Raw genomic sequence first — 25,277 nt, forward strand, 5'->3', positions numbered from 1 at the left:
TGCCGGTACGGTAAGCTTTATTGCTCTTCCATCTGCACCGTCCGCACCGTGTCGATCCGATCCTGATGCGCTTCCGGATTTTGCTCCTGCACTTTCAACTGCTGTAACAGGCTTAACACCTCTTCCGCTGTCGCTACTTTGAACTGGCTTTCCGGATCCGCTTCGCTTTTTTTTTCTGTTTCAGGCTCAGCCACGGCTTTCCCCTTTGCCCCTTTCCCTTTGCCCACAGTTTTCGCAATCGCATCCACCTGGGCAACCAGTTTGTCATCTTCACCTGGCACTGGTACCGCATCGGCATTCCTACCGGTGATCTGCTCGAATAGTACCTTTCCCTTTTCCTCGGAAATAATACCTCTCTCTACTTTTTTGGCGAGGTCGGCCAAGGCAATCTTTTGTTTCAGATTCATAATTTGTATTAATAAAAACGCTGTGTTACTCCGGTTAAACTCTGTGGAACTCCGTGGTTCTAATCAAAAAAAGAGGCCGAAATCACTTCCGGCCTCTTGGCTATTGCTTTTCCGGTGCTGGTTGCTTTCCTTTCTGCACCCAGTCGGGAAACTGTTCAAGTAGCGCTTTGCCGTACTCATCATCCACCTCCGTGGATTCCACACCGATCAAAACCCCCACCTCCCCAAACTGAAAGTTTACCGGCCTGTCAGACTTATATTTTAGTTTTAAAAACATCGCTCGTCAGGTTTACACCACAGCAGTCGTCATGCCAGGCAATGCCAGGGTCGACTTGTAGAAAGGTGGTTCGGTTACAAAGTTGTCGTTATCACCAGTAAGCACGTAGCCACGTTTGTCACCGCCCTTTTTGCCGGTATCACCCTTGGCTTTTAGCACGATCGGGCTTAGTTTGGAGCCTACAACGCGGATATCACCATCGTTGTACTCCACAAAGAAAATCGCCCCCGTATTGATATACTTGCGAAGTTCCACGGCTTGTGTTTTCGTCAACCCAGCGATATCAAAGCCCATGGAATGCTTGTAAGATTGGTAATAACGATCACCCTGGTTCTCAAAGCTCATGAAAGCCGAGTTGTCGGCCGGCGTAATCACCGCTATCGTTTTCCCAACCGCAACCGGTACTGCAGTAGTCACTTCCATGGTGGCTACATCCACATCAGGCGTCGCACCCAGCGATGTCGGCCAGTCTATTTTAGTGTCCAGCAGATCCTTTGCCGCTATCACACCGATCCTCCGGATTCCCGCAGGGTTGGCCAGCTGCTCATCAATATTACGTAGGTTGGTAAACGAAGCAAAAACGGGAGGCATGGCCATTACCACACCCGCCACACCATGCAGATCCCCCCCCAGTAGCTCCTTAACCTCCGGAACCAAATGTGCTGCAACCATGGCCAGCACCGCCACAAATGAAATTTTAAGAAAATTCTTCATTGATTATAAATTGAAATCAGTTATTACATACCCTAACAATTAGCTGCCGACTGCCCATAACCGGCAGTCTACAGCTAAATCTTACTCTTCGTCTTCTGCCGGACGCGGACCCAGGTCGTTACACACCATGATATCCGCACGAACATAATTCGGCGCAAACCAGTAGTCAGCAACAAATGCCACGGAACGGTCACGCTTGTTATAGTCGGTATCCAACTCAGTTGAATCCTGCTTACGATCCGTCAGATACACGATGTTATCATCCGGAGTGATCATCATGAAGTCTGAGCCTGCCAATGGAAGCACACCTTCAAGTCTGATGTTTTTAGCGAAGAAGAGCACCGGCTGTCCAAACGAGTTGTAGATGTTTACGGCGCCATACTTATTCAGCATCGCAAACTCGTATTCAGCTATTCGTTCAGGAGCACAGTACAAAGTCGATTGTGTATCGGCATAGGCCGGAAGCTTCGTGCGGTACTTCTTAGCCAACGCTTTGAACTCTTCGATAACGGTATCTTCGTTCACCAGGAAACCAGCAGCTGAGTGAACCAAAACCAATTCTTCCGGTAATTTGTCAGCAACAATATCCGCTTGAACCAGCGTCACAATCCCATCACACACGTCCACAGGGTTTGTTCCAGCAGCGTTGTGATCCCCAAGCCATACAGCCTGAACGGTATCTACGCCGGCAGCTTCGACTACATGTTCGTAGATGTAGTCAGCAAACATGAAGTCCTTAGGATCACGTCCATCTGTGCCTTCTACTTCTGCAAAATAGTTCGCCTCCAACTCAAGACGCTCAGTCTCTGTGATAAGCAAATCGATTTTGGCCGGTCTTACCTGCGCAATTCTCGCTTCCACTTCCAATGCGTTGGCCTTAGGATTAAATGCCCCTTTTGCACCGGGTTGCACCACGCTCTTCACAGCCAGGCTGCCCAACACCACTCGGTCAAGAACTCGCAGTTTTCGGAATTTTTTAAGCTTATTCCACCCACTCGTCAGTTTCTTCACCATAAGGTCGTTACCCTTACTTTTACGATGCTTCAATGAAGCATCCAACTTGGTTAAATTCACACTTGCCATTCCCCTCGATCTTTAAATTATGGTTAAAATTTATAAAGGGTGGGGCCCCTTCTCTCAATTACACGTGCGGAATACCGCCATGCCCCACCTTGTTTTTTCTATTTCTTTGGATTTGAGCGATTAAAGGAAGCTCGCGCATCGATATCAGCCTGAGTCAAATACTCTTCTTCTCCAGCCGAATTGGTCACATCTTCATCACCCAGCTGGTTCACCGAGTTGCGCAGTTTCGCTTTTTGCTCTTCACTCACTTTAAGCTTGCCTTCCAGCTCCGTCACCTTGCTGTTCAAGGTTTTGTTGGTTTTCTGCTCCGCTTTCAGGGCCTTTTGCGAAGCGGCATAAGAAGTCTCCAGGGCAGTCAATCGGGCTTCAATGGTGTCAGCACCTTTCCCTTTTTCAGAACTCTTAGGATCCGGATCGGTAGATTCATCGCCATCATCATCCGACTCATCGCCTTCGTCGCCGTCTGACTGTAATTTTTCTGCATCCTTCACAAATGCATCGTGCTCTTCGGCACTCAATTTTTCACTGATAGTTTTGTAAGAAGAGCCAAAAGTCCTACTCAACCAGTCTCCAATACTTGTTTTTGGCTTAGACATTTTTATAAAAAATTAAGTTAAATACATCATTTACCACTAAGGGTAATTACCCTTTTTACAGCAGAAGCCAGGTCACCCTTCGCATCTATCAGGCCCAGCTTCAGCGCATCATTCACGCCATACATTTTCCCGGTCAGCACCTCATTGGAGGTGATTTTCCCAGCCCGGCCACGCTTCACAGCGCCTGCAAATTCCTTCTGGCATGCGTCGAGCATGGCCTGTAATCCTGCGCGTGCTTCGGGGGTGAGTTCCTCTATCCAGTTCACTCTTGCCTTGTCCTCACTCCCCTTAGCCCGCATTATCTGAATGTCAATACCTTCCTGTTCAAGGTACTTCTTGTAATTTTCGTAAATCAATAAGGTTCCTATGGAGCCGATCTGGCTCGCAGCCTGATCCTCCATAATGATCTCGTCGCTCTGGCTGGCTACGTAATAGCCTGCACTTGCACAATAAGCTGTGTGGGTTACCACCGGCTTCACTTTCCGGAAGTTTGCAACTGCTTCGGCAAAGGCCGGCGTACTGTCTGCCGTTCCGCCTGGTGTGTTGGCTTTCAATACAGCACCTTTGTAGTCAGTGTCGGTTGCAGCAGCATTCAATTGTCTGATCAAGAAATCATTTCCGTATCCATACCAGCCACCGCCACGGCTCATTTCTCCCTCAATAGGAAGCACCAGCACGCTTTTGTCAGTTGAATGCGTCTCCGTAAACCAGTCATTGTAAGCCTTCACCCAGCCCGATAATTTAATTCTGTTTTCCAGCGCAGCAGGCAGTTTCGATCTTACGGGAGCTTTGCCCGGATTCCGTAGCCTGAATTGCAGTTCGGGTAGGTACGCGTCACATATGTGCCAGATGAATTGAGGTAAATGATCCATTGATAACCTTGTCGGTTCTTATATTAAGTCGATACAAGATTATTACAGCCGAAGAAGCTCTTAAAGGACAATAAAAAAGCTCCCGGATATTTGCCGGGAGCTTTGGGTTATCTGATCCACCACTTATGGCCGAACCCACGCAGGGTGAGAAAGAACAGGATCGCCTGCCACGTAGGCACACCGTCCAGCCGGCAATGCCACAGGAAGGTGATGTCTGCCAGCAGCCTGGCCGAGTTGGTCCCGTACTCATCTTCGCCGAGCCTGTTGTCATAGGCATAGTCATGGATCACACTGGCGTTGGCCATCCGTCCATGTGGTGGTATGAGCGACCACAGCCATCGCGGAACAGAAGCGAAATCCGTCCGATAGCCCTTCGGAATTACAAGTGTGCCATTATTGTAAGGCACCTCACAGTCTTCAGCCAGCTCAAACCAGTTCACTTTCCCGCCAGGCTTTGCGTATTTTCTAATTCGAATATCCGGATACTTTGTCATTGTCTCTTAAGTAAATCGTCCGTACGCATCTGCCTCCATCACCGCCCCAGCTGTAATCGTAAAAGGATTGGCACCATTCTCCACGGCATACTTCAGAAAACTGTATTGCCCCATGGAGCCGGCAGGATACTGCCCGTCTTCTCCGGGAAACACCAAAGCGCCCGTCCCAGGGTTCACATAGCTGGTGTCCGATGCAACCAGCAGGAACGAATCCCGCTCAATGGATTGAAATGCCTTCAACCGGTTCCCTGCCTGATCGTAGTGCTCAATGCCGCAGATAAGCGTCACGGTTTTTGCCTTGTAGTCCTCATTTTTGCCAAGTATGGCAATCTTCCTCACCACGTCCGGGTATCCCGGCGAGCTGCTTATTTCAATTCTTTGCAGGCCATCCATATTTATATAAGTCAAAATGTTAAGCAAAAGTGGTTCCCATGGCATCTCTTATCGTGCCCCCGAGTTTCGTCCATAGCTTTTTATTGGTTGGCGAGACCACCGTTTCGCCCTCCATCACTTTGGCGTCGGTGCTGGATATCGGATGGTACGACCTCAGAAATGTGCGGTCGCCGATCAAGTCGGACTCCACTGCATTGGTACCTAATGTAGGCGAAGCCCCAAACCCACGCCAGTACAGCGCACGCACTGAGCCATACCTGTTTGTACCATTCCGGCCAACAGTGCAAAAGATTGTGTTGTTTCCGATAATAAACGTTCCGCTGTTCCGAACGTTGACACTCTGCATATCTCCCGTGTAGACTAAGTCATTATTGCGCGGAACAATGGCGATGGCACCCTGAATATTGCGGTAAAAAAACTGATCACCCACACCGGCCGTTCCGGCGTGATCTTCTACTTCGAGCGTGCAGCCAGCATAAATGTATACATTTACACAGGTCGATTGCGCTTCCAACCTATATGTGCCATCGCCAACACCAGCCGTTGTGTACTTTTTGAATCTAAGAACCCCACCAGATAATATATTAATGTTTATACTATGGCAGTCGAGATAGACTGGCGAAGTCACATTGAGCACCCCGGTAATATTGATTATAAGGTTGTAAGTTTTACCGGAATGCAGCTGGGCAACCCTCGATAGTGTTTTTACACGCCCCGTCACCGCATTATTGTCATCCGTAGTGCCAGTCCGCGCATCGTTGCCATTGGTGCCGTCCACGTATATTACGGAGGAAAGGCTTAGGCTTCGGGCAATGAAACTGTTGTTCAGTGCCAGTGCCAGGGCTTCCGCGCTGGCAGCACGCTCATCACTTCTAAGCACCGTGTTTTTAAATGCATCCCTCAGGTCAGCCTCCGATATCATCCGTGTCTGATTATCGGGGAAAGTGGCATCTACCCAGGTATTAAATTGTTCTACAGTCCAGTTTAAAGGCATTTTCGTAAAATTTAATCAATTGTGTCACAAACGTATCCTTCCGGTCGGCAAGCCAAAAGGACAGCCGATTAAGCCTCAAATGCGAGGGAGAAACCATAGGTAAATGCTGCCGATTCCGGAAAGAGGACGGCGTCGTCATATCCCGGCACTTCGAGGTATGGATGCAGCTGCTCACTTGTGAATCCAAATGCCATGGGGTTTTCCTCTTTTGGAGCACTTCCAGTGGTAGCCTGAAACGTCATATCCAATCCATGCGGGCTACCACCCAGCAGCCGTGTGGATCCATTGTATGCTTCTGTTATTAACAGCCATCTTACCTCTGCCTTTTGTGCTGCCCACTTTATCACGTCATCCTGTACATGCGGAAGTGTAAAGCTTATATTCTGCACCCAGTACGGATACCCGCTTTCCTTTTTCCCGAGCGAGGTAGTGGCCACACAGGATAGATCACTCGGGAAAATGAATTCATAGAACTCAACGTCCGTAAGCTGCACCAACGCTACTTTGTTTGTATTGTGGCCCAGTGGTCGCAAAAGGAATGATTCCGCATCCACAAGTTTAAGCCGGCGTATGCCCGAAAGGTTGAGTTGCTGCGGTTGCCATATCTGGCTCGTCTGAGTTGTTGCCATAGGCCGAAACTACCGGCTTCACCTCGCTTTTGAAAAGACAAAAAATCAAGGTCATAAAAAACAAAAAACCGCATATCTCGAATGGATACGCGGTTTTTGTGCCCGACGAAAAAGCCACAGCCCTGACAAAACGATTCTAAACCCGACAAAAAGGTTGTAGCCCTGACAAAAGTTGCTGCGAAAGTTGCCGATTTTCCCTATTTTTTTTCTGGATCGTTTCCAGGTAGTCACGGTATATTTTCTTAGCCGTGTCCCATTCGATGTCTTTCTCTGCAGCATCGTCGGTAATGATCCCGCGCCGATCGAGGAAGCTCCTTACAATCCATGCGTAATCTTCGAACGGATGTACGTAGTGAATCGCAGCCACTTCCTTGATAAGGGCCCCACGAAAATGCTCAATCAAAAACGCTTCAAGATGCCGGTACTTTTCCATAGGCACATCAAAGCTTTTCTTTTTGCAGTTGTAACGGAACGTAATCCACTCGCTGCCTTTTGGCAGCTCCCGCACTTCGGCCAGCTGGGTGTAGCTGATGGTCATGCTGGCTGCAAATATCATCTCTCCAATCTCCGAGCGCTTCGGAACGTAAACGGCGTCTGGCTGTAATCTGTAACCTTCTTCTGATAGAATAAACTTCTTCACGTGCCTGGGCACGATCAGCGAAATCGTTTTGTGCATTAGTAAGGATTGTTGATGTCCAAATATAATTAAAATTAAGCGGCCAAAGCGCTTATCCGTCCCATTATAGCATGAAGTATACCATTGGCATTACTCTCACGCACAGCATTCTCTACCCCGCGCGTAGCACCCACGTTTTCACCCACAGCGCTCCGAACCCCGTCTATGCTGCTACCCAGCGTACTCACTTCCTTTCCCATACGCTCCACGGCTTCCACAACGCTCAGCGTCCCATCCACAATCTCCTCGAGCAGTTTGAGCTGCTGCTGACCTTGTTTCTGAGAAGCAGCAAAAGCGGCATCACTTTCGGCGGTGGAAGGGTTGGGCTCCGATCCTCCCACACCGTCAAACGCACCGGTATCAGCTGACGGCATGTCAGCAGCATAAGCATCCGCTTCCTCCTGGGCACGTGCTGCCTCCATCTCGGCTTTGTTTGCTGCATCGGCCGCTTTCCGTTTTTTGGAGCCAAACAGGTACATGTCCTTCTGCCAATACGGGCTTTCGAATAGGGTTCCACCGTCACGGAAGGCTTTCAGGCCAGGCTCAGAAGAAATGGCTTTCTTACGCATGCCTGGGCTCCGTGCGTTTTTAAACATCTCGTTGATCAGCGGCATGTTCGCCTCCGTCTGATCGGCCGAGATAATCGCCTCACCACCTTCCATTTCACCGACCTCCCTGCCGGTGCCCCGATCAATGAGCGCTATACCGCCGGTGCCGTAGGTACTGCCATGTTTGCCACCTTCGATCACACCGCCCTGAGCAAATGTCGGCTCAGGCTGGTTTTTGATCTTGGCTATTTGCACACCCGTCACCACCGCAGCCGTTGCAGCCAGGATGATGTTGAGTGGGAAAAAGTTGGCAAGGGCCTTCAACACCGCCAGGGCTCCCGTGATCAGTGCGGTAGCAATATCGGCTTTCTTCTGCGCACGGAAAGCCTTTTGCTTTTCGGCCATCTCAGTGGCACGTGCCCTGCGGTTTTCGGCTGCAATGGTTTCTTCCAGGTCGGCTTTGAAGTCTGCTTTCTTCTCGGCTTCATCGCTGGCCATCTGCACTTGTTTCTCACTGGCGGTCTGAGCATCGGTGAGCAGCGTATTGGAGCTCTCCACCGTGAATTCTTCCAGGGCGTCGAGCATATCCATCTTGTCGGCCTTCTCCTTTTCAGCAAGCCGGATCTTCTCCTCTGATTCTTTCCGGGCAAGCTCAATCTTGGCCTCGATCGCACGTTTCTCATCATCCGTCTTGGCCATGTTGGCCAGGCGTTGCAACTCCTGTATTTTGGCTTCTTCGGCCGCTTTCATCTGCTGGAGCTGCTCCGAGTAATACTTTTTCAAGGCATCCCGCTTTTGCTCCTCACTGGTGGTCTCAGAGGTAAGGATCCTTTGCAGCTCAGCAAGCCGGTCGGTCTCGGCAGATTTCAGGGCCGTCACATAATCCGATGATGATTTGATCAACGATTCCGTTACCGCCAGCTCGTTGGTCAGAATGGCAATCTTGGCATCACGTTCCCGGTTCGATTCCGCAATGGCCTTCTCAGCCTTTTTCTTCGCCAGATCATTCAGAAACGATACCGCAGCCTGAGCAGCCTGCCCGGCCGATTCGTAATTGGCCATGTCGGCCGACAGCCTTTCCTGCCAGGCCGTTTTATGGCCCTGCACAATCTGCGACATCCCGGCAGCAAATCCGGCAATGTCACCTTTCAGCAGCGCTGCAAAGGAATCAGAATAGGCTTTCAGGTTGGCCTGCTTCTTTTCCCTCAGGTCATCGTCAATCTTCTTTTTCTCAGCAGCGGCAGCGGCATCCGCTGTAATCGCCTCCTGATGGTACCTTTTTTCCAGGGCCAGGATGGCCGCTTCCCGTTGGTCCGTATCGGCAATTTCGGTGGTGGCCTTTTGCTTTTCGGCTGCAAGTTCCTGGGTGAGCTTTTCCTGCTGGTACTGCAGTTCGATCCGCACGCGCTCTTTGGCGATGTCGGCCAGCTTGGAGGCATTGCCCTTTGCAGCCATTTCACGCCAGTCCAGCAGGCTTAGTTCGGCCTGCCGGGTGGTCTCTGTGATGAAACTGGCGTTCTCAATCCGCTTCGCAGCAGTCTCCTGTTCGGTTTTCAGCACCTTGGCGGCATGCTCGGTTTTTACCCGTTCTATCTCGGCATCGGCATTCCGGTTTATGGCAACCCGGGCGGTTTCCTTCACCGTTTCATCGGCCAGGGAAGCAGCGATATCGACCAGGCGTTTCCGGCGTTTTTCTTCGATCTTGGAGGTGTCAGCTGCGCTGGCGTTTTTGGCTACCGTGCTTTCATGCTCGTTTTCAAGCTGAGCTATCAGTTCAAGCGCCTTCGTCCGGTCGGCTGCGACCTGCTTGTCATACTTGTCTTCGGCATCCTTGAATCCCTTCAGCTCCTTTTCCTTTTCCTTTACCCGCTTAGCAGCCTCTTTCTCCTGAGCTTCGGTTACCTTTTTCTGATAACCCTCTCCGTGCTTTTGTCCTGCAAACTTTGCCTCCGTTTCCGCATTGGGGTTTTTCCATACGGCTATGATTTCAGCGTTGGTTTTCTTGCCCGATTCTGCAAATGAATTCAGCGATTCCTTTCCGTAGCCAATGGCGGTATCCAGCATTTTCTTGGCACCTATCAGGTTGCCACTGGCCACTTCGGCCGCAGCGGATCCCAGGGCGTACATGGCTTTACCCGCATTGCTCACCGTATCCACAAAGCCCACCACAAAACTTTTTACGACCAGGGCTACGGATCCCACCGCTTTGCCAAGGAAACTCAGCGCAGGAATGCTGGCTTGTATCAGATCCAGTATCGCTATAAATACCGGACGGAGGCCCGTACCCAGCTCCACCATCAGGCCATCGAAGCTATCGCCCAGGTTGGAGGTTTTCCCGCCCAGGGTTTCCATCATCTTGGCGTTTTGGCCGGCTACACCTTCCATTTCCCCAAATGCGACGATGGCCGCATTGATGGCCTCCGGCGTATTGGCCACCGTCTTTTGCATTCCCTTAAAGGAGAACGTGGTTTCATCGCCGGATTTTTTGGCGCTGATACCGAATTCCTTCAACCGCTCGTTTTCGCCAGACATGGCATCCAAAGCAGCCTCAGTGAGCTGATCAAACGTTTTGCCCTGGGAAGCGGCCAGGTCGGCCATCGAGGTCATTTCTTTCTGCGAAGGACGCAGACCCCGGTTCACCATTTTTACGTATCCCTCCGTCAACTCGTCTACGCCAAAGGTGGTATTGGCAGCCATCTTTTTGAGCGCCTCCATGCTTTGGCTTGCCTCCTTCTGGCTTCCGAGGGCAGTGGAAAGCACCTTGTCGTATTTCTCGAACTTGGCGGTGGTGTCAAATATCTTGACACCCAGGTCATAGATAAACTGAATGACAGCCAGCGCCAGGAAGGCATTCATTGCCGTTTTGACGGTGTTCACCCCAGTCACCATCTTTCCCCAAATGCCCTGCTTCTGTGGCTGATCCAAAGCGTTCGACAACCCTTTCGCTTCATTTTGCATCAGGGTCAGCCGGGTCTTTACTTCATCGAGCCGCTTGGCAGCTGCTACGTACTCCTGGGTATTGGAGGTTGTATTTTTCCATTCTTTGGTAGCCTTCTTGAGCTCGGCTTCCAGCTGCCTCACGGTGAGTCCCGTCAGTCCGATTTCATTCCGTAGTTTGGTCTGCGATGCAGCATTGGCATTGAACTGTTTATTCAATTCTACCCACTCCGCTGAGCCCTTAGGCACATCCTTCAGGGCTTTTTCCAGTCCTTTGGCTTCCTTTTCAAGCAGCGCCAGTTTGTTACGCGCTTCATCGCCTTCGATCTTAAGCGTGATCGATACCGTTTCATTTTGCTGTAATGCCATTTCCCCACATTCGTTCGCACTTCCGGAGCATGTCCGGAGCTATCAGTGTGCAAAGAAATGGGTGTTGAAAAGTGCCAAAAGGACACAAAAAAGCCCCTTGAACGGGGCTTTACAATATAGTATTCCTCAATATTGATTAGATTTAGAAAAAATAATTTGACACGTTATGAATGAGGATGTTAATGATTGTCATGTGGCTATCCAGCAGAAATGGCCAACTGCACCTATAATTAAGAATATCACTAAATCCGGCCTGGGCCCTTCAAAATGCTATATTATCAATTCCGATCTTGGATTTGTTATCAGCGTGTATGAACAGGAAAGTGAAAGTATCCTGATAGCCGTTTTACAACTTACCACCCATCAACTAGGAATGTTAATGAATGACGCTTCCCTTCAGATTCCACCTCTTAGGGTTGTAGGAGAATATATATTTGAAATTGACCCTGCTGATGGCAATCGAAAACGGGTAACAATTGACCCTGTGCATAATCTAGACAGGGTACTCACTCAAATGTCGCCAGAACAGCTGGTTCAGGCCATTGAGGTGGATGTTGCTCAGTATAAAGGCCATAAATGATATTTATTAAGAAAGGCACCTGCTCTAGCTAGTAGTTCCCGCAGGTGCTTTCCTTAAAATCCAATTTTGACCGGAAAATCCAGCGCTCAGTAATTCCACGTCAGACACTCAATCTTCTTCTTAGGCACCTTCCGTTGCGTCACGGCAACGTTTTTCTCTATGTCCTCACACTTCCAGCCAAATCGTTCCCGATACTCCATCAGCAGCGCTTCCGGGTACGAACTCAGTAAAAACTTACCTTTCAGCTTAGCGCAAGCATCCAGTAAAGCTCTGAAATCGTCCAGCGTGTAACCAGCATAGTGTCCTTGATCCGATGACACATAAGGAGGGTCCAGGTAGAAAAACGCGTCCGGGGAGTCATAGGCTTTAATCACTTTAAGTACATCATAACACTCGATCGTCACCTTGCGGAGCCTGTCCTTAAAGTCCTGGGTGAGGTTCACTTTCTTGTTAAACAGCTTTAACGCACATTTTCCGGAGCGGTCGTAGCCGAACCCGCCTCCGATCATTGTACCAAAACTCATATTGGTCTGCACCCAGACGGCCCAGGCGCAGGCAATGGGGCTGGTTACTTCATCGGCCTGGCTGATGTACATCACCTCAGATTCTTTGTGCTGCGCGCGGGAGTGGAATGTCTCGTCTGCCTTTTCCAAGAACCCTTCAAAGTCATACTTCAGCACCTTGTAGAAATTCACAAGCCGGTGATTGATATCGTTCACCACTTCGGCTTCACTTGGCTTTTTGCCCCAAAACACAGCCCCACCGCCAAAAAACGGCTCTACATACACCACGTGGTCTGGGATCTTAGGCAGGATGTGTTTCAGCATTTGTTGCTTACCTCCATAGTAGGAAATAGGCGTTTTCATTTCTCTTTTCATGGCTAATTTTTGATTGGGGGGCAAAAATTAGCCCCGGCACCTATTCGCCAAAGGACAAAAATTTGTACCTTTCAAAATTCCAAAGCGGGAGGCAGCAGCATGAGCTGGATAAAAACTTAAAAATGATGTCAAAAAATATTTTCAACAAGGGTATAGAGCTTGGGAGAGAGCGTCTTGCCCAAATTTCAAAAAGGGGTTCAAAGTGGAAAAACCGTAATATCCCGATCTTTATCAGAGACAATTTACTGGTACCGTATTACATAACTGATAACGGGAGCGAGTTGGAATTGTGGGTGATCAATTATCCCATGGGTGTGAACGGGAAAGTAGCTTTCAGCCGCTTTGCAACCGAACCCTATGAAGCTTCCGCGATTTATGCTAGCCCAAAACCAGAAGGCTAAAACCTCTGACTTATTTATCCTGCACGCGCGAAAACCTGCATTTATTGCTCGGGTTAATGAGTCAGCAACACTAGAACTAATCGAAGTGTATCAGTCAGCAGAAGAATCTGAAATTCAGAAAATTTTGAACCAAATGGAAGAATGGTACAAAGCTTCAAATAAATCTGACCTAACTTAGATATTGTACATAGTCTATCTAATGGAGAAGTTTAAATTTTGATATTTCTTAAATGAAAGACAAAAGTATGCATTGGTATAGTGATAATCGTTTTTGGCTACTTGTAATAGGAGGTGTGGGTGCCTTGTTTTTGTTTTTATCTAGCTACCTTCAGTATAAAGAATCTGTAAGACAGGATTTGGAAAATACCGCCAAGGAAAAGGAGCTGTCGAGAAAGCTTGAAACTGCAAATGAACAATTAGTGCTTAGTAATGAATCTCTAAAACAAAATTTGGATTCCACAAACGTGGTTTTATCTCTAACTAATAAACTAAATAAAAGTTATGAGGAGAATCAAAAGCTTACCGCTGAAATTGCGGAATTTGTCACTGGAGGAAATAATATGCCGGTAATAAAACTAGAGATTTTTAAAGGCTTGTTATCGCCAGCTCTTCCAAACTATGTAAAGTTTTACGCTATCAATAAAGGCAGAGTACCTATTGGTATAGTAAAGATTAAAGTCGAAGATTTGTCACCCCCAGGTGGAATAAATGGAGATGACCGTGGAGACGAGCCCTTTTACCAACATCCGACCGTTATTAGCCCATTCGTAATGAATAAGGAGGAGATGTTTTACAGCAAAAGGGTAAATAGCAACACCCGGTTTGAATACAAGCTAGAAGTTATTTGGAATTCAAACTTTTATGATATGCATTTAAAATTTACACTTGAGCATAATACCTTCAATTTGATATCCCTGGATTATACAAGAAACGGGGAACAAATAGCTGATCCAGAAAATTACTTAGAGTTAGACGTTCGGCATAGAATGACTCCTAAATTTGTCCCACCGAAGCCATTCTAGAGGAGACTATACTTTCACCAACAAACAAGCAAACTCTTTCGTAATAGGCAGCTCCCCACCCACATGTGCTACCAGGTAGTTAAGCCCATTGTAGTGGATCATCCGGCTGAAATCCAGTAATGCCAAATCCGTTTCCGTCAGCACAAAACTTTTCTTAAGGTAAAACATGCCCAGCCTCATTTCCTCGATCCGGTTCCAGCTGGTTTCGCTGATCCCGTTTTCGCCGGTGATGTACAGGCTTATTCCATCCAGCTCCGGCAGTGCTTTTGGTATTGAGGATACCAATCCATGCCAAAACAGCAGCCTGGGAGCCGCGTTCACGTTTAGCTGGTTGAACTGCGCCGTTACACCGGTTTGCTTCGCGATCGGCAAGCCCGTGGCTTCGTCCGTCAGGAACGTGGAGAGCTTCATGGGCACCTTGCAAAGCCCGATGGCAACGTTGCCCAGTACGGCCTCGCTAGGTGTGATGTAGTCTACGAGCGGTTCGGGCTTATCTTTCATCAGCGAATCCCCGCCGTCCAGTTCAAAGGCCAGGTGAAGCCGGCGATTAAACTCCGGAAACTTCTCATGGCCGATCACCGCCTTCTGTGTCCAGTCGGCCACCGGTGGCAGGATCAGTTTTTCCTCCCAAAAGTCGATGCTCAGGTGCTTTTCGGCAGTATCAAATTTCAGTTCCAGGTTTGGGATCTTCCGGAGCTCCATCAGAAACGTCGGTATGGTCCAGGCAGGCACATGTCGGTTTACGGTCACCGTGCCGGCACCATCCAGCGCGCGCCAGTTCGTCAGGATCAGCTGGCTCCACGTGGCATGGCTCAAGTAGTTTCCACCGATTGTAATGCCGGTGGCAGCAGCTATGCATTTCAACAGGAAATTCACAAACAACATGGGCACAATCGGTTTGTCAGGCTGAGCGGAGTCGAAGCCTGGTGCTGTATAGTCATTCACCACGCCATTATAGGCGATGGTCGATCCGTTGGTGGAATAATAATCCGCGTTCAGGATTTTCGGAAAACAAACGGCTGCGTGATCATCCACCATTACCTTTGGCGGTATCACCGGCGGAAGCGGCACCGTTCCCAGGTCCAGCTCAGTAAGCAAAGTCCTTTGATGTTCGCCAAAAAACCTGGAAAGGTCATCGCCCACTTCAAGCTGATAACCCGTTAGTGGGTTGGCCGATTTTACATAGGCTTTCCCCCTGTACACCATGGCGCCATTGTACAGCAGCTCGCAATCGTAGCTGTGCAGATCGTTCCCGGCCTGTGGCATTTCGGCATACTGAAAAATGCGCTGGTTGAGCACCGAGAACGGGATGTTCGGAATCGTCGCCGTGCTGTCGGGTATCGTCTCATAGGTGAGGTGTGGATTCAGCAGATTGATCGGGATCCTGATATCCTCCCCCAAATCCACACTCTCGCCATTTATTCTTACATCGGTGAACATTACAGAATCGTGAGTTTAATTAAGTACCTGTCAAGCGCAGCGGGTATCAGCTCGAAAAACAGACTTTCATTCGCGTAGCCGGCCACCGGGAATGACCTGGTCAAGGTGGTTCGCAGTGTACCATTCTGGAAGATCTCTATTTTAATGGTTTGCCCTGTTTCACCATACACGTTGTAGTAATATCCCGGGTCGTTGGGGAAGTCCAGATCATTGCTTCCTACCGGAAATATGTACGAACCAGGCATTCCCTGAATGGACTGAATATTTCCCCTGGTGGCAGCTCCGTCCACCACATAATACACCCCCACCCTGGATGGCATGTTGGTGCGGTAATGAAAGTGCCCTGCCGGTACGGCCCAGGTATAATTCTGCCCAATGGCGCAGCTGCCGTACAGGTTGGCATATTCCTGGGTGTTCAGCTGGTTCCAAGCAGCTTCCGCCAGGGCGTCGCTTATGCCGGCCTTTTCTGCGCCATAAGTACCTGCCGGGATGCTGATCATGGCCTCCATCCCTTCTTCAGCAGCGCCACAGTTGTTTTTCACGAAGGTACCCTTCCGGTTGATCGCAGCATTTGGAAAGGGTGTGGATCCCGGCACCGTCGACGGATCCGGGCTGGGGATCAAATAATCCTTATCGCCTTCCACATTGGCCTTCTGGGTCAATGGCACCACATCGCTACCGTTGTCGGTGTAGTACTTCCGGAGCGCAGCGGCTTTCACCATGCCGGTTCTTTTGCCGTAGCCATCCAGCAGATACACATTACCCACACCCCGCCAGGCAGTGGCCCGCGCCGGCGCAGCCGATACGGGAGCCAGTGAGCTGAAATTGGTGTCCGAATGCGTACGGCGAAACTGAAAGGAGCGCTCCATCAGCCCCGCATTGTCCTCCCGGTAGGTAATACTGCCCGTGATCAGGTTCACGGCCTCATAGCCATGCGCAGTGTCTTCCAGGATACATTCACTGAGCATCAGTTCCCGCAAGTAGCTCAGGTACTTCTCCTGATCCCGTTCAAACAGCCCCGTCGACACCTGAATGCCCGAATTTTCTTTGATGGAAATAATCGCCAGTTCAGAGTAGTCGATCCCCTGTGCAGCATCCCGTTCCTTCACGGCCGTTTGCCTGGTCACATCGCTATCTTCGGAGGATTTGCCCAGCAATCGCAGCGTATCGAAGCCCCCAAAGCTGTTGGCAAATAAGATAAAGCGCTCAAACCGATGCCTGCGACGGTCAATTTCATAGGTGCGTACTTCGGTAAATCGCAGCATGTTTTCGTCTGCCAGCCACACTTCATATTTGATAATGGATGCGTCGCCAAGGCCAAGGGCAACCGGCCCAACGGGTGCACACACCACCTGGAATGCACTGGCGCTTTGGATCGTGTTTTTGGTCAACACTGCCCTGGTTCCGTTGGCATAGGTTACCCGTACCCTCAGGTTAATCTGCGTCGGAAGCGGAGTAAGGTTGACCAAAAAATACAGGTATTCTTCCTGCGCAGCACCGATCAGCTTCACCTTTGGCTGCCAGGTCAGAAACTGCATGTTTGCAGGCTGGAACCGGGAGAAAAACCGGTGCTCATAGCTCACAAAGTCACGCAAGGCAAGCCCTGCGCGCATGGCCGTGCGTGCTGTCAACAGCTGGTCTCTGATAGCTGGCTCTATTACCTCCCTGAGCTGATAGGGCGTAGTGAGGCTGGCAACAACCGAAAGGTTACTTTGCCCTTTTTCGGGCAATGTAAGCGTCATTTGACCAGCGAGGAGCGCTTCGATCCGGAACGTACAGCCTTCGTAAATCTCCGCTCCGTCCGATATCTTCACAGGCTTTTCACGGCCTTCCAGCCTGATCATCTTTTTGAAGCTAGTGGCCTGTGGATACTCTGGCACTTCCACATCCAGATAGTACCTGATGCCGGCGCGATCGGGGTAGGTAGCCGGATCCGCAGCCTGAACAATATGCTGTACCTCATTTCGGACCATATCCACGTCCAGCCAGGAGATACCCTTTCTCAAAAAATCTATCATTGTCTGTCCTTTAAGGCTTTTGCTATTGTATTCAGCGTTGCTTGTGCGGCAGCTGCCTGGATGTTTGTCTCTATTTCGCCGTAGATTTCCTTCATGTAATTGCGGATGTACCAGCCACGGCCTTTGCGCATCACAATAGGCTGCAACAGGCGCGACCGGGCCAGCGCCCAGGCAAGCTGGCGAATAGCCAGCTCCCTATTCCTTGGAAATGATCCGTGCGGTTTCCAGCCGGAGACGTACTGGAACGGCTTGTAGTCTCTGCCGGCTTTGCCATCGATGATCTTTTCGGCAAACTCCTTCATTGCGTCCACAGGAGCTTGTTTTGAATAGGTCATGGACTTCATATCCTTGAACCGGCCATACGCTTCAAACTGCATGGCCATTTCGGTCATCCATGCCGAGTTGTTCTGGCGTACTTCACGAACCAGCGAATTCTTTAGGTCACCTGTAAGGTCGAGCCCTTCTTCTTCGAGTTTTTCCCGCAGCATGGATATACCACGACCACTGATCTGGTTGGATATTTGCCCGACCACAAACCAGATCGTGTCGTAATCAATGTCCGGAGACCAGGTAACGAGCTCACTCATGATCCGATCAGGCTGTTGGTACTGGTGATCAGCGTCACAACCAGATACTGGCCCACGCAATTATCGCTGCCATACTCGATCGGAGCCATTTTGTATGACATGGAGTCCATCCTGAACCGGCCTGCTTTGCTGTCCCTTCTAAGCGCTTTGATCATTCTCCATGCAGCGAGTTGAGCCAATTTGTGATTTTCCAGCTTCTCCTGGTGTGACCCATCCGTTGGAAACATCAGCGCAAAAGCTAGCTCCTGCTTCGCTTCGAAGTTGTGCATGCCGTTGTCGTCTCCGGAGATTACCGGCATCAGCAGTACCAGAGCCGGGTAGGAGAAGTAATCCATTTTGGAAACCGCGTCGAACCGCTCCATTTCGAAGGGATTGTTTGAAGTTTCCAAAACGCAGGAGATAATTTCCGGATCAGCGTCCACAACTTCCGTAAAGTAGTTTTCCAGGCTGATAATATCAGAAGCGAGTAATTGCATAATCAATTAAATTATTCCCCAATAAGCATCCCAGATCCAGCTGAACTTTAACCAGCCGGCACGAAGCGATTTCTTTCGCCACATGTGGGGCAGGCATCTGTAAATGGTAATTGGGGATATGAGTAAAAAAATCAAAAACTTACCTGTGATGACAATCACGTGTCCCAAAAAGTGGAAGAACGCGACTATGATTTTAAAAAGCTGTTTCATTGTGCGTTGGATGTTGCAGGTTGTTTGCCGGTCGGATTCTCGTCCAGTGTAGTCATTTCAATGTCGGTAAACTGGTAGCTTACTTCTTCCAGGTTATAGCCCATCACGTCCAGCGCCTGGTCAAGTCCTTTTTTCAAAAGCCTGCGGTAAGATGGGGTCATGTATCTCACCTGGAACATGACGGAGTGCATCAGCTCGGATCCGCTACCGCCAAGTTTGTCGCCTTCTGCGATACCGGCCAGCGATGGAAGGATCCCGTGTCCCTGGGCCTGCTTCACGCCGGCCTGCTTGATCAGGTTCATGTAGGCATCATCCGTCATCTTGTTTTCAATGGGAGTTACCTTAATCAGCCGGCGCTCCTTGCCAGCTTCACCCATCAGGTTACCAATCAATACCAGCGCCTTGTCTGCATTTTTCACGCCGGACAAGTAATCGTCCATCTTACTCATGAACTGATCCTTCCGCTCGTCCACTGCCTTCATCACCAGTTCGTCGTTGATGTCCTCATGATCCATCAGGAAATAGCTCTCGTCAATCTCGATCAGCAGTTTCAAATTGTAGCCATTGATCAATCCGCTCAGGTGATACTCCGGAGTGAGGTTATCCACCTTTGTCCAGGTCTTGGTTCCCCACCAAAGCCCCTGAGTATAGAAGTCTGAGCCGATCTGCTGTTTCTTAAGCACCATGATGGTCTCAGGGTAAGCAGTCGGATCCTTGATGTTGAAGATAGGCACAGCAACGGTATCCTCTTTTTTTACCGAGCGGTCGGTCCCGAAGAACGGGTTGATCAGCACGTGCGTCAACGGCTGGCCTTTGGCAGGTTTCTGAAAACGTACTTTGTTTGGCTGTATCGTTTCCAGCGCCACATCGCCATTATCCTGTATTGAAAACCGTATGAAGGCAATTTCAGCAAAAGCAAGGCTCAGGGCTGCAAGCTCGAGATACTTTGAAAAGATCTCCTCCGTGCGAAACCACTTTCCGAGTTTTGGATCCTTTACCAGCTTCCGCACTTCCTTCCCATCGGCATCAATATCGACCGACATCAGTTTGACGTCCGCGCCGAGTATAAATTCTTTCGCTTGATCCATCAAACGCGGCTTAGTCGGTGAGTTCCAAACCAGCTTCAGCATCTCGAGCGCCTCGTTGTCATTGGCTCCCCACTTCACCCAGTCTTTCTCTGAAGTCCCGCCATTCCCGACGATGTTCGATTGACCTGTTACCGCATCAAGCGTTGGCGTCACGATCACCGTCGACTGAGCTTTACCCAGGTGATACAGGTTCTTTTCAATTCTTCTTACCATTCGCCTCAGTAATTTTTATGTATGATTTTGAGCCACTCTTTTGCTTTCGGCAACTTCACCGCAAGTATCAGCCGGTTCCGGAGTGAGAAAGCCTGCTCCTTTTCGCGGTCTTCCAACAGCACCGATCCCTTCTCAATGATGTCGTAGCGCAGTTTTCCTTTGGTGCTTTGCCCATCAAACCGCTTGGAGGACTTTGAGCAGCTATTCTTTATCCCGAAGGTTCCATCCGTCTTCCGGTATTTCAGCGCAAAGCCACTGTTACCGGGATCATGCAGTAACCGCCAAAAAGTCTCAATTGAAATTGTTTCCATGATTCAAAGATCGCCGACCGGAAAAGCGTCAAAAAGGACAGAAAAAGTGTTCCAATTTCTGTTTTTGCCTTCGCTCTCACTGTGAGACGGTTGGCGTCCCGAATGTCTCACAAAGGCAATATTAATTCCAATTGTCTCCCTGCCACTGCGGCACCCTTTCCATTTCCGGTAATTACCGACTCGCAAAAAACGGGATATCTGGTAGGCCGTGACCTATTCCGGATCCTATCGCCGGTTCCACCGTCACAGCCATCGGATTTCCCTGATCAATGAGGTTTGAGGTTTCATGCTTGAGTATTTATAATACAAGATGTAATCAAAACAGTCAGACAAGTGAGTTGCATATTCTTGTTGCATCGACGTTCCTTCAGCTGACTTGTTCTTCTTCATGTCTGATCTGATTGGTGAGTTCTGTATGGAGATGATGAGTGCTTTACATGTATTCTGATTGAGTCTCACACGTGGTAAGTTGGTGGTGCTCTCTGCAAGGATGCGATCTATTAATGAGAAGCGGTCTTTGTGTTGGGGGTTGAATTTAAGTACCCTCAATTTAACCTTCCACCCAAGGCCCCTTAATTCATCTACCACCTGTGTGAAGAAGGTGTCATTACTACCCGCGCTGTTACTGTCTCCGGACGCATCGCCATATAAGATGATGTCCTTCTTAACATGGTCTGCATAATGATCATGTATCGCTATGGCCAACGTTTGAGAAAGGGTCTTTTTCTCCTTGGCCTGTTTGACGTAGATGTTGTTGATGACCTTCAATATCTTGTTGCCTTCCTGACAAATGATCGAGGAGCAGATGTAGTTATTGAAGTCCATGCTTATTTCCAGAGGCTTGTTTACCTCATAATCGGAAAAGGTCGGTAACCAAAGTCCGTCCTCATTTTGATTGTAGGAAAATGTATCTGCAGTACAGTGTTTGTGCTCCTCAAAGCTTGGGTAATAGCAGTTCGGTAATTTGGCCAGTCTTTCATTGAGCACTTCGACCCTGAAAACCAGCGGAGCCAATGTCTCCTCAAGATTTTTTACGTACTGCGGATGCAGCGTTGGATTGTCGTAAGCCGTCCCCTCCAGAAAAAAGTATTTTTCAGGATCCTTCTTTTGGAGCTCTTCAGTATTGAAAACCCATTGACCTTCCTGCGTCCATGGATTGGAAGTGAAGTCGTAAAACGAGTTGTGAAGCGGTGAATCCTTAAAGCGCCATGTATTGGCCCGGTACAAAGTAGCCATCAGGATCTTTTGCACCCAGTCACTTTTAAAAAGTGCTGACTCATCCACGAAGCCCCCGTCAAAATTATGCCCCCGGTTAGAATCCGGTTTCTCAAAACTGAGGAGCTGCACACAAAATCCTGAATCGAAGGTGATGCAGCGCTCGTACGATTTGGGTGCTTTGAAGGGTCGTGGCCAGTCCGGTGGCGGTTCTTTGAACAGCACGTAATTCCCGAAAGGATTGACCTTCTCGTGATACTCATACCACCCCATTGAATTCCAGGCATCGGCCGAATCCGTCAGCACGATATCAAGAATCTGTTTGAACGTCCGACCAGCGAGGAAGAACTTCGCCCTGGGCAGCATCTTTGCAATGTATCCGATGCAAACCAACAAAATATAAGTCTTCCCAAACGCACGGCCAGCAAGTAACGTCTTGCGCTTGGCTTTGCTATTCAGGAATATTTTCTGCTTGGCAGAAGTAAATACAATGTTTGCCTTATGCGCCAGCTGCCGTAGCCTGGTCTTCCTCAGTCTCTCCTTCGTCTCCGGTAACATCCTCGTAACTTCCGTCCTCAATTTCACGTAATAGATCAAGAGCATCCAGATCATCCGTGAAAATGATGTTCGGGCTTGCTTTAAATTTGTTGGGGTTCTCCACTTTGTCTTTTTCCAGGAGCCCGCGGATCTTTGCTGCTTTCATTTGCACGTCGGCTGACTTGCCAAGTAGTACTCCAGCTTCTTTGACAATCTCCGGGTCAGACTTTGTGACAACATTCCCTTCACCGTCCTCAAACTGAATCATATTGTCCGCGACCATGGTATGAGCCATGTTTTCAAGCTTAAGGGCCATCTCCTCCAACCTGGTAGCATAGATATAGCGCTGAGCCACTTTTTTGGAGTTACCCACATCCAGTTTGCCGAAGATCTCCTGAGCGCCATTAACGACGTTATAGGCCTGGCTCTGCTTCAGCTGGCCAATTGGCTCCGGAGTATTCATGAGCAGCTCCACCACCTGCCGTTCACTCTTGCCGTCCAGCAGCTGGGTGAAGGCAAAGAAGTACCGATCAAACAGCACCTTGTCCTTGACAGTTAGTTCTCCGCCGATCTGAATGTGATCCCGATATTTTTGAAGTTTATCCTCTTTGATAATTAATTGCATACCTGTTCAATATCCTTTGTACAAGGTTAGCAGGTAGGGATCAGAGCCGAAAGGACACAAAAAAACTTATTCAGGAACTCTGTAAATCGTGCTAGTGGTCTAAATTTTAAGCAACTTATTCAGATAGACATTACAGGACTTTTGAAACTCCCTCTGTTTCTGAGCCAAAGGCGTAGCATTTCTAATATTGGAGGTTGCCGTTTCCTGTTGAATTCGATACTGATCATCTTTCAATGAATCTATTTGAGATCTCGTCTCTGAGCTCTGAACACCTTCTTCAAATATTTTTATTTTGTTATTCGTAGATATTAGTTCTAAGATGAACTTCGGTGGTACCATTGCAAATTTTTCAATAGTGTCAACGCATAAGGCGAGGCTTTCTTGTTTGAGACTTTCGTTTTCAACGAACAAATTAAACTTAGCCATACAATCCTTCATATCTACATATAGGCTTTTAATTTTCTTTAAATAAGCCTCCAATTCTGCACTGTTTCTAAAATCAGCATCACCACAAGTTGTATCAATTAAGGAATAGAACCATCGAAAGTACTTTACGTTGAAATCGACAATTGCAGCTCTTTCTTCGGCAGCTATTCCTAGCTTAATTCCATTTAATATCTGTAAATTGGCTTTCAATACCTCAGTTTCTTGATTGAAACTACTTTTGACCTCTTCCACCAGCTTTGTGATTTCTCCGATATCCTCCTTAGTGGCTAAATTTTCGCCTTTCTTTTTAAAGTAAGAAGGAAGATAATCTTTGATCAAAAAACCAATAATGATTCCAACGATCGCAACCGTTGCAGTGTAGGCAAATCCTTCGTACTCCATATAGTTTAATTGTCGGTTTACAGTTTTCTTTAAATCAAATTAACTCCACAGCCGTCAAATATCCCACTTCCACAAGGTAGTTGAGCGTTTTCTCATAATCGAAGTGGCTGTAAGCAACTCCATAATACTCCCTGATCCGGATCAGGAATTCTTCCAGATATTCATCCAGCTCCCTCTCAGAATCAAACCGGGATCCATTTTTAAGGTTGGTAAGTATTTCTAGCGGGGAGCTACCTGTTATTAGCTCCCCGTCTTCAGTCTTGTAGGTCATGCAGCAAAGTTGTTAATTCTGGTTTGAATATAATTCATAATCTCCGGTTGTTGAAATTTAGTCAGGCTTTCAAAATTCGCCTGCGCTGCCGTTACCGTTTTCGTTTTGCTGAATTCAACCAGGTTGTGTAAAAACAAAATCCAGCTTTTTATTTTTTCAAGCTCCACCGTTCCTCCGTGTTGGCGAAATTCTATGCTCTTGTGTCTTAGGTAAGATTGAAGATTTACCTTATAATATCTTGAGTTTTGTATGCTCGCCATTTCCTGGATCGTACTTGCTCCTGAAAGCTGACCTACAATCCCCGTAATGCTTTTGCAGTAAGTGTTATTATTTTTCCTACGGCTTTCCGGCATGAAGCTATCAATCAAATTTTCATAGTTAGCGTAATTTTTGAGCAGATTTTTAATTTGTTCAGCTTCAAATCCCGAAGCGTCAAAATGTATATGTAGTCCGCAGGTTCTATTTATTTTTGCTCTCAGCGTGGTAAGCGCTGCGCTTACTACTTCAAGTTGTCTTAGTCCTTCAAGGCCCTTCAAAATCGGGCTTACAATCTCAAAAGCGTTATCACCTCTCAAGCTTCCGTCCGTTACTATCTTCCAGTGGCTGCGGGTAGTGTGGTTGTAGCCTTCCACCAAGCATTCCACTCCGTTGCTGGTGATGAGCCTCGCCAGCTCACGTTTATCTATCCCGTATGCCTCAATCTCGATCCCAAATTTGCGGTTGAAAGGAACAAAGCTTAATTGTTTCGTCTGAACTCGCTCTGGCCAGTGCTTAGCAAATACATTCTGAACAAATCCGTATCCGCAGCCTGCAAGTTCACTTACTTGTTTTCTAGTCAATCCCAAAGCCAACAGCTGGCGAATTTTTTCGGTTTTTGTAGTCGTTGTATCGCTTAGTATAAATTGCGTATTCATCTGTATATCAAAGTTTTAAACTCATTATTGTTACATCTAAGTACGCACTAACGTGCCCGACATGCAAGTCATTTCTGCACTATTTTCGCACAAAAAAACCGGCTCATCACCGGTTTAATTTCTGTCCCTTAGAAATTACCTTTTCTCATAATATCTGAATTTGTATCCATCGTCCAGGGTAATAATTCCATTCCAAACCACCACTATCGTCCGTACCTCGGTATACTCTCCTTTGCCGAATTCGTATTCGCGGGTTATTGTTATTTTGTCTCCTCTTTCTGGGTTGTCTAATAAAATAATCATCTGTATATCAGGTGTTTAATTGCGTTATTGTTACATCTAAGTACGCACTAACGTGCCCGACATCCAAGTCATTTCGACACTATTTATTTTCAAAAATTGGGGGAAATAAAGACCTAAAAACTTGTGTAGTAACTACACATCTAGTATATTTGTTATGTCATTAAGCAAAATATACATGGATAGAAAACAACAACTTATCAACCAACTCGAAACCGCAATTAAGGAAGTTGAGCAATGGTTGATCGACACACCGCCCGATACAACCGACAAGCAGTATCAGGCCTGGATCGAAAAACTAAAAGAATACCAGAAGATGCTTCAATTAGTACAAGGGATGTAGTAGCACGGGAGGGGGCACCCCTCCCTTAACC

General features: G+C 48.2%; 29 protein-coding genes. 4 read left to right on the forward strand and 25 right to left on the reverse strand.

The features are described from left to right. Window positions 1-17 precede the first annotated feature (17 nt). The 12 genes from DYADSP32_RS11530 to DYADSP32_RS11585 form a co-directional block, all read right to left on the reverse strand. Window positions 18-407: a hypothetical protein gene (locus tag DYADSP32_RS11530; protein WP_149242593.1), complete on the reverse strand. Its 390-nt coding sequence runs from the start codon at window positions 405-407 to the stop codon at window positions 18-20. A 100-nt stretch (window positions 408-507) separates the two neighbouring features. Continuing rightward, a complete protein-coding gene (locus tag DYADSP32_RS11535) occupies window positions 508-684 on the reverse strand; it encodes a hypothetical protein (RefSeq protein WP_414617700.1) in 177 nt (58 codons plus the stop codon). Window positions 685-696: 12 nt separating this feature from the next. Further along, complete coding sequence (locus tag DYADSP32_RS11540; RefSeq protein ID WP_149242592.1) at window positions 697-1,398, reverse strand: hypothetical protein; 702 nt, start codon at window positions 1,396-1,398, stop codon at window positions 697-699. A gap of 81 nt (window positions 1,399-1,479) precedes the next feature. Further along, on the reverse strand, window positions 1,480-2,481 hold the full coding sequence (locus DYADSP32_RS11545) for a hypothetical protein (RefSeq protein WP_149242591.1): 1,002 nt from the start codon (window positions 2,479-2,481) through the stop codon (window positions 1,480-1,482). Between the two features lie 98 nt (window positions 2,482-2,579). Further along, window positions 2,580-3,077, reverse strand: coding sequence for a hypothetical protein (locus DYADSP32_RS11550; RefSeq protein WP_149242590.1), 498 nt, complete (start codon window positions 3,075-3,077; stop codon window positions 2,580-2,582). Between the two features lie 26 nt (window positions 3,078-3,103). Continuing rightward, window positions 3,104-3,949: a S49 family peptidase gene (locus tag DYADSP32_RS11555; protein ID WP_149242589.1), complete on the reverse strand. Its 846-nt coding sequence runs from the start codon at window positions 3,947-3,949 to the stop codon at window positions 3,104-3,106. A gap of 107 nt (window positions 3,950-4,056) precedes the next feature. Then, entirely contained in the window at window positions 4,057-4,443 is a 387-nt protein-coding gene (locus DYADSP32_RS11560; protein WP_149242588.1) for a DUF1353 domain-containing protein, read from the reverse strand. 6 nt (window positions 4,444-4,449) lie between these two features. Then, entirely contained in the window at window positions 4,450-4,851 is a 402-nt protein-coding gene (locus DYADSP32_RS11565) for a hypothetical protein (RefSeq protein WP_149242587.1), read from the reverse strand. Window positions 4,852-4,855: 4 nt separating this feature from the next. After that, entirely contained in the window at window positions 4,856-5,830 is a 975-nt protein-coding gene (locus DYADSP32_RS11570; RefSeq protein WP_149242586.1) for a hypothetical protein, read from the reverse strand. 68 nt (window positions 5,831-5,898) lie between these two features. Further along, window positions 5,899-6,459, reverse strand: a complete 561-nt coding sequence (locus DYADSP32_RS11575; RefSeq protein WP_149242585.1) for a hypothetical protein — start codon at window positions 6,457-6,459, stop codon at window positions 5,899-5,901. Between the two features lie 136 nt (window positions 6,460-6,595). Beyond that, window positions 6,596-7,135, reverse strand: a complete 540-nt coding sequence (locus DYADSP32_RS11580; protein ID WP_149242584.1) for a hypothetical protein — start codon at window positions 7,133-7,135, stop codon at window positions 6,596-6,598. Between the two features lie 35 nt (window positions 7,136-7,170). Further along, window positions 7,171-10,989 (reverse strand): hypothetical protein, encoded by a 3,819-nt coding sequence (locus tag DYADSP32_RS11585; RefSeq protein WP_149242583.1) that lies wholly within the window; start codon window positions 10,987-10,989, stop codon window positions 7,171-7,173. Between the two features lie 166 nt (window positions 10,990-11,155). Between DYADSP32_RS11585 and DYADSP32_RS11590 the strand changes: the two genes are divergently transcribed. Beyond that, a complete protein-coding gene (locus tag DYADSP32_RS11590) occupies window positions 11,156-11,569 on the forward strand; it encodes a hypothetical protein (RefSeq protein WP_149242582.1) in 414 nt (137 codons plus the stop codon). A gap of 86 nt (window positions 11,570-11,655) precedes the next feature. Here DYADSP32_RS11590 and DYADSP32_RS11595 read toward each other — a convergent pair whose 3' ends face one another. Next, on the reverse strand, window positions 11,656-12,447 hold the full coding sequence (locus tag DYADSP32_RS11595) for a DNA adenine methylase (RefSeq protein WP_149242581.1): 792 nt from the start codon (window positions 12,445-12,447) through the stop codon (window positions 11,656-11,658). Window positions 12,448-12,569: 122 nt separating this feature from the next. Between DYADSP32_RS11595 and DYADSP32_RS11600 the strand changes: the two genes are divergently transcribed. Continuing rightward, entirely contained in the window at window positions 12,570-12,848 is a 279-nt protein-coding gene (locus DYADSP32_RS11600; RefSeq protein WP_149242580.1) for a hypothetical protein, read from the forward strand. Window positions 12,849-13,078: 230 nt separating this feature from the next. Next, complete coding sequence (locus DYADSP32_RS11605) at window positions 13,079-13,870, forward strand: hypothetical protein (protein ID WP_149242579.1); 792 nt, start codon at window positions 13,079-13,081, stop codon at window positions 13,868-13,870. A gap of 6 nt (window positions 13,871-13,876) precedes the next feature. Here DYADSP32_RS11605 and DYADSP32_RS11610 read toward each other — a convergent pair whose 3' ends face one another. The 12 genes from DYADSP32_RS11610 to DYADSP32_RS11665 all read right to left on the reverse strand — a co-directional run bounded on the left by DYADSP32_RS11610 (window position 13,877) and on the right by DYADSP32_RS11665 (window position 24,906). Continuing rightward, window positions 13,877-15,310, reverse strand: a complete 1,434-nt coding sequence (locus DYADSP32_RS11610; RefSeq protein ID WP_149242578.1) for a hypothetical protein — start codon at window positions 15,308-15,310, stop codon at window positions 13,877-13,879. Beyond that, window positions 15,310-17,328, reverse strand: coding sequence for a DUF5977 domain-containing protein (locus tag DYADSP32_RS11615; RefSeq protein WP_149242577.1), 2,019 nt, complete (start codon window positions 17,326-17,328; stop codon window positions 15,310-15,312). The genes DYADSP32_RS11610 and DYADSP32_RS11615 overlap by 1 nt, the downstream gene beginning before the upstream one ends. Continuing rightward, window positions 17,325-17,915, reverse strand: a complete 591-nt coding sequence (locus tag DYADSP32_RS11620) for a hypothetical protein (RefSeq protein WP_149242576.1) — start codon at window positions 17,913-17,915, stop codon at window positions 17,325-17,327. Before DYADSP32_RS11620 ends, DYADSP32_RS11615 begins: the two co-directional genes overlap by 4 nt. Beyond that, window positions 17,912-18,391: a hypothetical protein gene (locus DYADSP32_RS11625; protein WP_149242575.1), complete on the reverse strand. Its 480-nt coding sequence runs from the start codon at window positions 18,389-18,391 to the stop codon at window positions 17,912-17,914. Before DYADSP32_RS11625 ends, DYADSP32_RS11620 begins: the two co-directional genes overlap by 4 nt. Window positions 18,392-18,597: 206 nt before the next feature. Further along, on the reverse strand, window positions 18,598-19,902 hold the full coding sequence (locus tag DYADSP32_RS11630; protein WP_149242574.1) for a hypothetical protein: 1,305 nt from the start codon (window positions 19,900-19,902) through the stop codon (window positions 18,598-18,600). Between the two features lie 5 nt (window positions 19,903-19,907). Beyond that, a complete protein-coding gene (locus DYADSP32_RS11635) occupies window positions 19,908-20,213 on the reverse strand; it encodes a hypothetical protein (RefSeq protein WP_149242573.1) in 306 nt (101 codons plus the stop codon). Window positions 20,214-20,456: 243 nt separating this feature from the next. Next, window positions 20,457-21,986, reverse strand: a complete 1,530-nt coding sequence (locus DYADSP32_RS11640; protein WP_149242572.1) for a terminase large subunit domain-containing protein — start codon at window positions 21,984-21,986, stop codon at window positions 20,457-20,459. Then, a complete protein-coding gene (locus DYADSP32_RS11645) occupies window positions 21,928-22,590 on the reverse strand; it encodes a hypothetical protein (RefSeq protein WP_149242571.1) in 663 nt (220 codons plus the stop codon). The genes DYADSP32_RS11640 and DYADSP32_RS11645 overlap by 59 nt, the downstream gene beginning before the upstream one ends. Before the next feature lie 99 nt (window positions 22,591-22,689). Next, on the reverse strand, window positions 22,690-23,418 hold the full coding sequence (locus DYADSP32_RS11650; RefSeq protein ID WP_149242570.1) for a hypothetical protein: 729 nt from the start codon (window positions 23,416-23,418) through the stop codon (window positions 22,690-22,692). Window positions 23,419-23,452: 34 nt separating this feature from the next. Continuing rightward, window positions 23,453-23,689 (reverse strand): hypothetical protein, encoded by a 237-nt coding sequence (locus DYADSP32_RS11655; protein WP_149242569.1) that lies wholly within the window; start codon window positions 23,687-23,689, stop codon window positions 23,453-23,455. Continuing rightward, window positions 23,686-24,603, reverse strand: coding sequence for an amidoligase family protein (locus tag DYADSP32_RS11660; protein ID WP_149242568.1), 918 nt, complete (start codon window positions 24,601-24,603; stop codon window positions 23,686-23,688). Before DYADSP32_RS11660 ends, DYADSP32_RS11655 begins: the two co-directional genes overlap by 4 nt. Window positions 24,604-24,738: 135 nt before the next feature. Beyond that, entirely contained in the window at window positions 24,739-24,906 is a 168-nt protein-coding gene (locus DYADSP32_RS11665) for a hypothetical protein (protein ID WP_414617701.1), read from the reverse strand. 175 nt (window positions 24,907-25,081) lie between these two features. Between DYADSP32_RS11665 and DYADSP32_RS11670 the strand changes: the two genes are divergently transcribed. Further along, complete coding sequence (locus DYADSP32_RS11670; protein ID WP_414617702.1) at window positions 25,082-25,246, forward strand: hypothetical protein; 165 nt, start codon at window positions 25,082-25,084, stop codon at window positions 25,244-25,246. The last annotated feature ends 31 nt before the right edge of the window (window positions 25,247-25,277 follow it).

The sequence above is a fragment of the Dyadobacter sp. 32 genome (assembly GCF_902506755.1).
Classification (GTDB): domain Bacteria; phylum Bacteroidota; class Bacteroidia; order Cytophagales; family Spirosomataceae; genus Dyadobacter.